This is a genomic window from Lactococcus sp. LG606, from assembly GCF_017309645.1.
Taxonomy (GTDB): Bacteria; Bacillota; Bacilli; order Lactobacillales; family Streptococcaceae; genus Lactococcus; species Lactococcus petauri.
Genome location: NZ_CP071301.1, coordinates 938,124 through 950,283 on the forward strand (window position 1 = coordinate 938,124; position 12,160 = coordinate 950,283).

Annotated in this window: 12 protein-coding genes; 3 read left to right on the plus strand and 9 right to left on the minus strand. The window is 34.9% G+C overall.

Annotation, left to right across the window (positions count from 1 at the left end; translation table 11 throughout):
- Positions 1-5 precede the first annotated feature (5 nt).
- The 4 genes from J0J35_RS04610 to J0J35_RS04625 all read right to left on the minus strand — a co-directional run bounded on the left by J0J35_RS04610 (position 6) and on the right by J0J35_RS04625 (position 4,885).
- Entirely contained in the window at positions 6-2,324 is a 2,319-nt protein-coding gene (locus J0J35_RS04610) for a CDP-glycerol glycerophosphotransferase family protein (protein WP_206918006.1), read from the minus strand.
- Between the two features lie 25 nt (positions 2,325-2,349).
- Positions 2,350-3,159, minus strand: coding sequence for an ABC transporter permease (locus J0J35_RS04615; RefSeq protein ID WP_206918009.1), 810 nt, complete (start codon positions 3,157-3,159; stop codon positions 2,350-2,352).
- Positions 3,159-4,574, minus strand: a complete 1,416-nt coding sequence (locus J0J35_RS04620; RefSeq protein WP_206918014.1) for an ATP-binding cassette domain-containing protein — start codon at positions 4,572-4,574, stop codon at positions 3,159-3,161. The genes J0J35_RS04615 and J0J35_RS04620 overlap by 1 nt, the downstream gene beginning before the upstream one ends.
- A 104-nt stretch (positions 4,575-4,678) precedes the next feature.
- Entirely contained in the window at positions 4,679-4,885 is a 207-nt protein-coding gene (locus tag J0J35_RS04625) for a helix-turn-helix transcriptional regulator (RefSeq protein WP_074750195.1), read from the minus strand.
- A gap of 132 nt (positions 4,886-5,017) precedes the next feature.
- Here J0J35_RS04625 and J0J35_RS04630 point away from each other — a divergent pair, with 132 nt between their 5' ends.
- From J0J35_RS04630 to J0J35_RS04640, 3 genes are all read left to right on the plus strand, one after another.
- Positions 5,018-5,371: a helix-turn-helix transcriptional regulator gene (locus J0J35_RS04630; RefSeq protein ID WP_017370431.1), complete on the plus strand. Its 354-nt coding sequence runs from the start codon at positions 5,018-5,020 to the stop codon at positions 5,369-5,371.
- Between the two features lie 348 nt (positions 5,372-5,719).
- The gene (queA, locus tag J0J35_RS04635) at positions 5,720-6,748 is read left to right on the plus strand and encodes a tRNA preQ1(34) S-adenosylmethionine ribosyltransferase-isomerase QueA (protein ID WP_206918017.1); all 1,029 of its coding nucleotides are present in this window, start codon (positions 5,720-5,722) and stop codon (positions 6,746-6,748) included.
- Positions 6,749-7,327: a hypothetical protein gene (locus J0J35_RS04640; RefSeq protein ID WP_165706823.1), complete on the plus strand. Its 579-nt coding sequence runs from the start codon at positions 6,749-6,751 to the stop codon at positions 7,325-7,327.
- A 164-nt stretch (positions 7,328-7,491) separates the two neighbouring features.
- Here the strand turns inward: J0J35_RS04640 and J0J35_RS04645 are convergent, their stop codons facing one another.
- The 5 genes from J0J35_RS04645 to J0J35_RS04665 form a co-directional block, all read right to left on the minus strand.
- On the minus strand, positions 7,492-7,887 hold the full coding sequence (locus J0J35_RS04645) for an ArsC/Spx/MgsR family protein (RefSeq protein ID WP_019293126.1): 396 nt from the start codon (positions 7,885-7,887) through the stop codon (positions 7,492-7,494).
- Positions 7,888-8,100: 213 nt separating this feature from the next.
- Positions 8,101-8,649, minus strand: coding sequence for a biotin transporter BioY (locus J0J35_RS04650; RefSeq protein ID WP_206918019.1), 549 nt, complete (start codon positions 8,647-8,649; stop codon positions 8,101-8,103).
- A gap of 111 nt (positions 8,650-8,760) precedes the next feature.
- Positions 8,761-9,825, minus strand: a complete 1,065-nt coding sequence (locus J0J35_RS04655; protein WP_206918022.1) for a carbamoyl phosphate synthase small subunit — start codon at positions 9,823-9,825, stop codon at positions 8,761-8,763.
- 23 nt (positions 9,826-9,848) lie between these two features.
- Positions 9,849-10,772: an aspartate carbamoyltransferase catalytic subunit gene (locus J0J35_RS04660; RefSeq protein WP_019293123.1), complete on the minus strand. Its 924-nt coding sequence runs from the start codon at positions 10,770-10,772 to the stop codon at positions 9,849-9,851.
- Between the two features lie 100 nt (positions 10,773-10,872).
- Positions 10,873-12,159: a uracil-xanthine permease family protein gene (locus tag J0J35_RS04665; RefSeq protein WP_370569332.1), complete on the minus strand. Its 1,287-nt coding sequence runs from the start codon at positions 12,157-12,159 to the stop codon at positions 10,873-10,875.
- Position 12,160: the final 1 nt, after the last annotated feature.

Consider the following 12,160-nt stretch of genomic DNA (forward strand, 5'->3'; position numbering starts at 1 on the left):
AAATCTTAAATAATTTTTTCTGTTTTTAAGTAATCTACAATTCGTTCTGTATTCTTATTATCGGAAAAATTATTTATTTTTTTATATTTATCTATGAAAGCTTCCTCCAATTGAAACCCTCTTCTCTCTGCATTAAGTACTGTTTCAATAAGTCCTTGTTCAGTGTAGGCTATTGGACCTGGAGCTGTATCTTCATTTAAGGACGGCTGTGCCTGATACTTCTCTATCAGCATATCCTTTTCTTTCCACCAAAAAATAGGATAAGCACCACGATTGATAGCATCATAAATCGCACTAGAATAGTCAGATATAAATATTTTTGAAACTGTTAATGCCTCTGAAGGATTCGTACAGATATTTTCTTTATAATTTGGAAAATGATCCACGATATAATCAGCAAATTTATTATGTGGTACAATTAATAGTTTTTCTAGTAAATTATTTTCCTCAAAGGCTCTAATGACTGAGATAATGTCCCGATAATAACTGGTTTCTTCTAACCTATTTTCATAAACTAAATGTTCTTCCCAATATCTATAAGTTGGCATATATGAGTAAAATTTCAGATCATTAATGACTGGATAATCAAAAGTCGCCAACCCACTTAGGAGAAGATCATCAGGTTGATATCCCACTTTATAAAATTCTTTTGCTTCTAATTTCGAACTAATAACAACTTTTTTTAAATTTATCTTTATATTCTTTTTATGAAAACCAGCAGCCATTGGATTTTCAATTGGCTTGGCAAACATAATCCCATGTTGCAAAAATATCAAGGGCGTTTTTGTAATTTTGCTTCTTAGTTTATTAATAAATATTCTGTCGTTAATAAGATGATTTGAAAATTCTGTGCTAATAAAGTGGTCAGCATTATATATCAAGCTGTAGTGCTTTAAAGAATATTTTTTTACTAATTTGTTGCCATATTTCTCTTTAAGCAGTGGGAAGTCTTTACTTCTTTTATCTAATATAAAATAGTTTTTCGAAAGAGTATTCTCTGCCAAGACTTTATCAAAAACCTTAATTGCAGATTCATCTGCTTTTTTTGAGAATTTTTCAAAATATAAATTTATCGGAGCTCTATCTCCTTTTTTTCTTGTAAGACTTGCAATATTCTGTTTCAGTATGTTTGAAAGCGAATATTCTTCTGAAAAAGGTAATATTGTACAACTTGTCCCTTCACCCACATTTCCTCTGAATATTACGATATTGCTATTAATTTTTTTTCGTGCAAAAACTTCAAAATCTTCTTTTAAATAATTCTTCATATAAAGGGGATATAGTTTTTCTACTTCATTACCTAAATAAAGTCCTCTATGAATTTCTTCTGTATCTGTTAAAAATTCTATTGGTATTTTTGCAAAGGCAAAACTTTTTCCTCTACCAGTAGATAATCTTCGAAAACTGGAAATAGGTTTATCATTCCCTTTAATATAAATATAATCGTACTCCCCTGTAAACTGCCTATATGTATTACTATATTTTCCGTATATAATAACTGTATCCTTCACAAAAGATACCTTAAGATCTGATTTGATACCATAAGCCTTCTTTGGACAACAGGTTAAATAGTTTTTTCCTTTATAGGAATATATATAGAAGAATGTTTTGTTGATTTTTAACTTAAGAACTATCCCTATTGGAAGCTTTGCTTTAGAGCCTCTAACTTTTATACCATGGTCTTTTTCAGCTTTTCTAAAATCAAAATTATAATTTTCGTTTTCATACATAAATTCAATATTTGATCTATTATTAATAGTTACCTTTTGAAACCTTGCATCTATCTCTTCAAGAAATATTTTTGATATAGATAACTTCTCTTTATTAGGATAGTAAGTAATAAAAATAGCTTTATTATTATATTTTATTGAACCCAGGATTTTTTTATTTTTTATCGGAAGCTTCATTTTATACCATTCATTTTGCTGCTTCCTTGAAAGGAGTCCGTTCACTCTCTTTCCTAATAATCGCTTTCTACCTTCGTGAATATAAAGCGTCATTGAAGCAATACCTGTTTTATTTATTGTAAGATGTTTATCATAAATTTCAATGTGTCTATCAAAAAAGTGATTTTTATCTCTAATTTTTTGTTGTACAGATATTAATTGTTTTTGTTGTTCAATAACATAAAAAAAGTGAGTAGAGTTAAAGGAAACTTGTGCTATTATTTTTTCATTTTTATAGAGAGGCCCCTCTCTGAAAGGAGCTTCTCTAAATTTAAAATAACTTAAATTACCTTCACTACTAATAATTGATATTCCTTTACCTTCATCTTCTATCTGATAATCATAACCTAATTTGCTATTAATAAATAATACTTCCACTGTTTACTCTTTTCTAATCCTTAGTTTATAAATAATCTGAAATTCTATCTCGAATCTTCATATGCATATTGGCTCCTATTATTAGTAAAATTATTAGCAACAAAATAAAGCCCACATTATACATCCCTTTTTCCCAAAACCACGCTCTCCCAAATGCTATATCCCTAAACCCTTCTATTAGATAATAAAAAGGATTAATCAATTGCGATTGAATCAAAAATTGAGGAATAATTTTAAAATGATCCAATGAAAAAATGACACCTGATCCATACATTAAAAATCTAAAGATATAATTCAAAAAGAATTTAAAATCAGGAAATACAACTTCGATTGAAGAACATAAAAGTGACATTGCTAAGGAAAAAATAATCAACATGGGGAAGTAATATAATAATTGCAACCAATACATGGATGGATAGTAGCCTGAAAACATTGCAATAATTAATCCCATTCCCACCATGATGTATAATTCTGTTAAAAAGCCAAACATTGATGCTGTAGGCATAATACTTACAGGGAATTTCATTTTCGCAGTCGTTTTAAATTGTGTAGAAACACTCTTTGCTCCAGTTACAATAACATGCTGTATAAAAGAGTACACGCCCATACCAATAAACATCCAAGGCAGTGGGGGAAGACCATCTGGAGCTGAGCGGTTCATCAATACACCAAAAATAATATAGTTGATAGCAAGTTGTACTAGAGGATCCAAGATTTCCCATATGCGTCCAAACTTATTTTGCATCGACGTGCTTTTGGTACTGTATTTTGATAAATTGATAGCTATAGGAAAATATTTAATCTGCTCTCTAAGGTAAAGAATTGCATCTTTCATTATTGAATTACCCCTTCATCTGGTTGCTCTGTGGTTGCATCGGCTGCTGTTGTTGGTAAATTTATAGTTTGACCTGGTTGGATAATATTAAAATCAATTCCTGGATTAAGCGCTTGAATTGCATCCACAGTTAAGCCTTTACTTTCAGCGATACTTCCTAGCGATTCCCCCGCTTGAATCATATATGTTGTTTCCTCTGATGAACTTGTCGCTGTGTCTGCCTCGCTTGTACTTGCAACAGTTTCACTTGTGCTTAATTCCGGAGTAGATTGAGAAGTAGCATCTTCATTTTCTGAGCTTGAAGAAACATCTATAGAACTCACTGTTGTTTTATTCCTTTGTTTATTTTTACTAGATACATCCTTCGGTTTAAAAATGTTTTGTGAGAAAAATTTTACGGGGTGTTGGACTGATTTTTTCAATGTCGTGTTACTCAAAGAGACGAGAGTAATCCAGAGAAAAACCAGCATACAAAGTGCCACTACTATTTTTGAGAAGAAAGATAGTTTGTGATTGTCTTTCTTCTTTTGCAAACTTTGGGTCACTTCACGATTAACACGACGACTTTTCGAAGAACTTTGACTAATAATTTCTTTTTTTAACTCCTCAACAGAGTAATCAAATTGGGCTTGACGTTGTTCTTGTTTATAAGCTTCTTGTTCTTTTTTTGATAAGGATTTAAACCAACGGACAAACTTTTCATACTCTGGTATAACTTCCTCTGGTGTTCCATATGCCTTGACTTCTCCGTAATTCAACCAAATAACGCGATCACTCCACTCTTTAACCGTGCGCATATCATGTGAAACCATCAAGATTGTTTTCCCTTGGTCTCGAAATTCAAACATTTTCTTTTTCGATTTGTCCACAAAGGTTTTATCACCAACAGAAAGTCCTTCATCAATAATCATAATGTCAGGATCTTGATGTACCATGATAGAAAAACCCAGTTTTGCCTTCATACCTGAGGAATACGTTTTAACGGGTTGGTCAATAAAAGGTCCAATTTCAGAAAAATCAATAATATCCTGCATTTTGGCTTTTATTTCCTTATTTTTCATACCGACCATCAAGCCCTTCAGACGGATATTTTCACGTCCAGAAAGATTGTTTTGCATGCCTGCATTAGCTGCAATAATCGAAACGTCACCATTAATTTCAACTTGTCCTGTAGTTTGCGCAATTTGACCGCTAATGATATTAGAAAGTGTTGATTTTCCTGCACCATTCAGCCCAATGACTCCGACACATTCTCCTTCATGTATTTCAAAGCTTACATTACGTAAAGCCCAAAAATCTTTCTGACTTTTTTCATTTGCTCCTATTAAAGATTTTGCCTTGTTCCGTGTATCTTTCACCGGCAGCATCTCAAATTTCTTCGACAAATACTCGGCTTTTATTTTGCTGTTCTTCACGTGTACTTTTTTCTCCTTTGACATTTCTGTCCTACAATTTCAAAAACATCTCTTTAAATAGCAGAAATCAAATACGTTAAAAACGTATTTTCTTCGTATAAATTTTAATGATTTTCTGTCTTACCTAAAATAATTTCATCGTAGGTAATATTAAATAATGCGAGAATTCTTTCTAACTTTTTTTTAGAGATCCGAGAAGAATCTTTCTCTAAATCGTCAAGCTCACTGACAGTCAAATTCAATTTACTTGCAAGTAATTCCTTTGACAAACCTTCTTTTTCTCTCCAACCTTTTAAAGAATTCTGTTGCATAAAAACCTCATTTCTTAATTTGAACATAAATGAACACAATTATTTTAATTATAATACGTTATAAATGAATAATCAAGGCAAACCCGCACTATTTTTCTTGATTGCGTTTGTGTTTAACGCTATAATAAATACATGGATACTCAAGAACATCGCGCTATTATCGCAACTAATATTAAAAAGTATCTTCAGATGAGCGGTATAAAGCAGAAAGATTTCGCTTCTAAAATCGGGATAGTTCCTTCTACTTTATCAGATTACCTTAATATGCGAATCACACCTTCACAAGGTGTAATTCAAAAAATGGCCGATATTTTGGGAGTTGAAAAATCTGATATTGATACTACCTACAAAAACAAACTCTCTCTTAACCTTGATCGCCTGATTGACGAGGCTCTTTTCTATAAAAAAGAAATAATTGAAGAGAAAGATCGAGTATTCTTAAAAAGGACACTCGATGCTTATTTTTACTCTAAAAACAAGGATTAAACTGGGGAAATAAAAAACTATCTCAACAGGGTAGCTTTTTTTATTTACACCATTATATAATGTCTCATTAATTTATTTTTGCGGAATAATTGTACAAAGTGATAGAAGTAAATAACTTTACTCTAAAAAGAAGCAAGATTAATCTAAGCTTTTCATTTGTGATATAATATTATTGTTATCTGTTCTCTACTTTTCATAGGAAGAGATTGGAAATCTATATTATAAATTTTTATATTAGGGGTCATCATTACACGATAAAGTTCTTCTTCTTTCGAAAAAGTATCTTTTTCATAGGGATCCAATAATATAGGAAAATTAAAAATTTAAGAAAGCAGTAGAAAATATATTTTGAACATTAATGATTTTGATTTTAACTTACCAGAAGAACTTATCGCCCAAACACCTCTTGAAAAGCGTTCTGAGTCAAAGCTTTTAGTCTTGGATAAAGAAAGCCATTCTATGGAAGATAAACACTTCTATGATATTGTGGATGAGCTTAATCCTGGTGATGCCCTTGTTCTCAATAATACACGTGTCCTTCCTGCACGCCTCTATGGTGTTAAGCCAGAAACTCAAGGACATGTCGAGCTTCTCCTTCTTAAGAACACTGAAGGTGATCGGTGGGAAACTTTAGCTAAGCCAGCAAAACGGATGCGCATTGGTCAAGAACTTTCTTTTGGTGATGGACGTTTAAAAGCAACGGTTGTTGAAGAATTGGAACATGGCGGACGTATCGTTGAATTTAGTTACGATGGTATCTTCCTAGAAGTTTTAGAAAGCTTAGGCGAAATGCCACTTCCACCTTATATTCATGAAAAACTAGAAGATCAAGAACGTTATCAAACCGTCTTTGCAAAAGAAAACGGATCGGCTGCAGCACCAACTGCCGGCTTGCACTACACACCTGAGCTATTAGACAAGATTCGTGCTAAGGGTGTTCATATTGTGGAACTTACTTTACATGTCGGTTTGGGTACTTTCCGACCAGTGAGCGTTGATAATATTGAAGAACATCATATGCATAGTGAGTTCTATCAATTGTCTGAAGAAGCTGCGGCAACACTTCGTGCTGTTAAAGCCTCTGGTCATCGGGTAATTGCTTGTGGTACAACCTCTATCCGTACATTAGAAACGATTGGAACAAAATTTGATGGAGATATTCAAGCAGATTCTGGCTGGACAGATATCTTTATCAAACCTGGCTATCATTGGAAAGTCGTTGATGCTTTCAACACTAACTTCCACTTGCCAAAATCAACACTTGTTATGTTGGTTGCTGCTTTTGCGGGGCAAGATTTTATCCTTGAAGCTTACCAACATGCAATTGATGAGCACTATCGCTTCTTCAGCTTTGGCGATGCGATGTTCGTAAAATAAATGAGTTTTCTTAATTTAGCACTCACTAAGGATTTTATTTCTGTGCTTTCAGATGGGCAAATTACCGAAAATGATCAAGCTATTCGTACGCATTTTAAAAAATTTTATGTGAGTCCCAATGGCTTTTTAGTCGGGATTACAGGTTTTCATAAGATAAGTGAAGAAATTCTGGTGCAAATCCATTATCAACCGCAACTCATGCCCTTAGAAGCTCAGGAATTTCTTCTCAGCGCATTGCTCCGCTATAAGGACAAACGCTACGGTTTAACTAAAAAAGTAGCTTACAATGCTGTAATTGCCTTCTTTAGTAATGGACAGCCACAAGCAAGAACCTATCATATTGAAGAAGGAATACTTTCAACGAAGGACTATCTTGGTTCAAGTTTAATTTCCTTTCCTCCTGATGATATTGACTTTGATCCTAATAAGCTGGTTAGCACTTATCTAAAAGATGGGCAATCTCTCCTACCTAAGATACAGTTGTTGCAGCGTAACGCCCTTTACCGGATTGCAGAAAACTCAAAGACTGTCAATAAAACAGTCTTCCAAGAAGTAATAAAAAAAGAGACTTATAGCTGAGTCTCTTTTTTTATTTTACCCATATCCAAGGGATAATATGCCAAATAAATCCCAATAAGATTGAGAACATAATAATAAACAAGATATAAACAAAATACTCCATACCTTCTTCTACTTTTTTCCAAAACTTTTTCATTTTGTTCGTTCCAATTCTCTATTTACTTCTAGATAAATCCCTGGTCTGTAGCTAGTTCTAACCGTCGGTACTCTCTTGGGAAGAATTGACGTAAATCATCCATGTTATAACCAACTTGGACTTTATTCTCATCTAAAACTATCGGTGAACGAAGTAGGTACGCATTCCGAGATAAGTATTCTAGACCTTCGTCCAGATTCATTTCTAAAAGCATTTCTAAACTATTCTGTGTCTGTGGATTACTCATGCTCGACCGTTTAGTAATCGTCTCAATTCCTCCATCCATATAAGACAAAATTTTTTGCAAGTCTTGCTTAGAAATTTCACCAATTCTTTTCATATCTACATTTATTTTATACTTTTCAAACCACGACTTTGCTTTTTGGCTAGAACCGCAGCCTTGTCTATAGTAAAATTTAATCATACTTTCCTCCTGTATTCTTTAAATAAGAAAATAGGAAGTGACTTATTCTTCTGTACAATGAGACTCTTCCGATATTTTTGAGTTATTTTATTTCTCATAATAAAAATTATATATTAATTCCATGAGAAAATAAGATAAAGCTTGGCAAATACAAAGCACCTTTCTTTATCTAAAAAAAACTTTCCAATAATTTGGAAAGCTTTTTATAAATTATTATTTGGAAAAATAAGGATTGGTTTTAAAAAGAACATCGAGAAGTGCAACACTAACTGCTGCTACAATCATCGCCTTAATAATTGCTCCTAAAATAAAAGGAGCAAAACCAATACCAAAGGCTGTTCCCCAAGGTGCACCAATAAAGAATTTCAGCCATACGGTACCAAGTACAAGAATCAAAAACTGAGCTAGAAGATTTGTCAATAAAATAGAGAAAAATTTGCGTTGAGTCTTCTGTAAAAAGTACGAAAGGAGAGGTGCTACGAGTACAAAGGAGAATAAAAATCCACCTGTTGGACCAAATAAAGCGCCAATTCCTGATGCTCCTCCTGCATAAACGGGCAAACCAACTGCTCCTAAAACGAGGTAAATCAGTAATGCAGAAAAGCTCTCACGAGGCTGTAGCAGCGTTGCAATAAGCCCAATAGCTAAAGTTTGAAGTGTTATGGGTACAATCCCCACAGGTATAGCCAAAGGAGAAAGTACTGCAATAATCGCGGCTCCTAAAGCGATCAGAGTAATAGAATATGTTTTAGAAATTTTCATAAAAATGTCCTTTTTGTTTTATAGATAAAATTATATCAACTTTTATAAAAGAATACAATCTTAAACTTTATGATTTATTAAAAAAACAGCCTTTTCAGCTGTTTTTTAATTTTAATATTTATCCATCATATCCATAAAGTCATCAAATAAATAACTTGCATCATGTGGGCCGGGCGCCGCATCTGGGTGAAATTGTACCGAAAAGGCTGGATAGCGTTTGTGGCGTACTCCTTCAATGGATGCATCGTTTATTTCTACATGTGTAACCAAAAGATCTTCTGGTAGATCATCTGCGGACACAGCATAACCATGGTTTTGGCTCGTAAAGTCAATTCGACCTGTTGCAATTTCTCTGACAGCATGGTTAAAGCCACGATGCCCAAATTTCATCTTGTAAGTTGTTGCGCCATTTGCTAGACTGAAGAGTTGGTGCCCCAAACAAATTCCAAAAATCGGAACTTTACCTTGAATCTGTTGAATCATTGTGACAGCTTGTGGTACATCTGTTGGATCCCCAGGTCCATTAGTGAGCATGACGCCATCTGGATTCATCTCTAAAATTTCTTCTGCAGTCGTACTATGAGGTACGACAGTAATGTCGCAATGTCTTTTTGATAATTCACGTAGAATTGAATGTTTAAGACCAAAGTCAACAACGACTACTTTTCTTCCCGTATTTGGGGAAGAGTATGCTGTTAAAGTGCTGCTTTTTTCCACTTGATTATTAGGTAAAACCGTTGCTTTAAGTTGACTCATTTGGTGCTCTATTTCATCTTTAGCATTAACCAAAGCTGCCTTCATAATGCCATGTTGACGTATAATTTTCGTAAGAGCTCGTGTATCAATACCTGAAATACCTGGGATATTTTTAGCTTCTAAGAATTCATCCAGTGACATCTGCATACGCCAGTTTGATGGACGGCGTGCTGCTTCACTCACCACGACTGCTTTACAGCTTGGATGAATTGATTCGTAGTCGTCTCGATTAACTCCATAATTTCCAACCAATGGATAAGTAAAGGTCAAGATTTGTCCATTATAAGATTGGTCAGTGATGGATTCTTGATAACCGGTCATTCCAGTACTAAAAACAAGTTCTCCAGTGATATCTGTATTGGCACCAATTGCTTGCCCTTCAAAAATGGTTCCATCTTCTAATATTAACAGTCGCTTCATAGATTCCTCCAATAATTCTTCGCTTAGTCGCGTAATACTGCTTCTAAAATAGCCATACGAGTGTAAACACCGTTGGTCATTTGTTGGACGATACGGCTTTTCGCACATTCTACTAAGCTATCCGCAATTTCAACATCACGATTTACTGGCGCAGGGTGCATAATAATAGCTGTATCACGCAGTTTTTCGGCACGATCTACGGTTAAACCATAGCGTTCATGATAATCTTCTTTGGAAATAATATCTCCAGCTGTATGGCGTTCGTATTGAACACGGAGTAACATATGCACATCAAGTTCTGGGAGGATATCATCTAGATGCGCATAACTACCATAAGCACCGAATTCTTCTTCCTTGTACCATTTTTCAGGTCCAGTGAAATAGATTTGAGCCCCTAATTTCTGAAGCATCATCATATTTGATTTGGCAACACGAGAATGAGTTAAATCACCAGAGATGGCAATTTTTAAACCTTCAAATTTCCCAAATTCTTCGTAAATCGTCATCAAATCCAGCAAACATTGGCTTGGATGTTGTCCACTTCCATCACCACCATTTACAATGGCACAATGGATATTATCTGAATTGATCAACTGATCGTAGTAATGTTCCTCAGAAGAGCGAATCACACAAACTTCAACGCCAAGTGCGTCTAAAGTTAAAATTGTATCGTACAGTGTCTCACCTTTGCTCAACGCACTTGTTCCAACATCAAATTCAAGCACATCTAAGCCTAATTTACGTTCAGCGATATGAAAAGAGTTATGTGTTCGTGTGCTGTTTTCAAAGAACAGATTAGAAGTGAAAATTTGACGATTATTTTCAAATTTTGCTGTTCCCTTCTTAAACTCGGAAGCACGTTTAATCAAAGCCATAACTTCTTCTGTTGACAACACTTCCATGCTTGTTAAATGTGACAAGCTTACTAAACCATTTGTTACTGACATTATAGGTCTCCTTTACCCTAATCATGCTCTCTCTGTAGCATGATTTTTAAAAATGTTAATGAACGACTGTGATTTGTCCTTTGATGAGCAAATCGCTATATTAAGCTTCCTCTGGTAAAACCAGATTAAGCACAATACCAATAATTGTTGCAATAGCTACAGATGAAATTTGTAGATTTTGCGTGATATCAAGAACCATACCTCCGATACCAATAACCAGTACGACACTTGAAATTAACAAGTTACGTTTGATATCAAAGTTGATTTTATTTTCAACAATAATTTTCAAACCACTCGCTGCAATAACTCCGAAGAGGGCGATGGAAGCTCCACCGATAACTGGGCTTGGGATTGAAGTTAGCAAGGCTGTCAATTTCCCAATGAAGCTGACTACTACCGCAAGAACAGCGGCGCCAGCGATAACATAGATCGAATGTATCTTCGTAATAGCCATAACACCGATATTTTCACCATATGAAGTTACTGGGGGTGCACCGATGAATGAAGCAATAACTTGTGCTACACCATCACCTGCCAAAGTTCGGTCAAGTCCTGGCTCTTTAAAATAATCCTTGCCGGTCAAGGAATTCAAGACCATGATGTGTCCAAAGTGCTCTGTCATTGTAACAAAGGCAATGGGTGCCATCGTCAAGATTGCTGAAGGATAAAAGGCCCATTTATAACTTAAAAACGGAATTTCCATTGTAGGAAGTGAGAGCCAGCTTGCTTGGGAAACATTTGAAAAGTCCACAATACTTTGACCAGTTACTTTCCCAATGATGATGGCTGCGATATATCCGGTGACAATACCGAGCAAAATCGGAACTACAGATAGGAAGCTTTTACCATAGATACTGAAAATAACGATTGCCATGACAGTAATCATAGAAATAGCTAAGAAAGGCAAACTATATCCTGTCATTGCTCCTGGATTAGTATACATAGAGTCATTGATAGCTACAGGCGCCAAGGAAAGACCGATGACCATAACGATTGGACCCACAACGATAGGTGGTAAAACTCGGTCAATCCAGCCTTGCCCAGCAAAACGAACAATAATGGCAACAAGTAAGTAAACTAAACCACCGGTTAAAGCCCCTTGAGCAATTGCTGGCATTCCACCTTGCTTCATCAGAAGTTGCATTGCCCCAATGTAAGCAAAACTTGAACCCATATAAGCTGGGACTTTAAACCGTGTCACCGACATATGTGCTAAAGTTCCTAAACCAGAACTAAGCAAGGCAATTGCAGGATCAATACCTACGAGGATTGGAACTAAAACCGTTGAGCCAAACATGGCAAAAAGATGTTGGAAAGAAAGGCCAAACCATTGACCGCCTTTCGGTTTTTCGTCAACTTTTAAAAGAATATCTGTATTACTGGACACA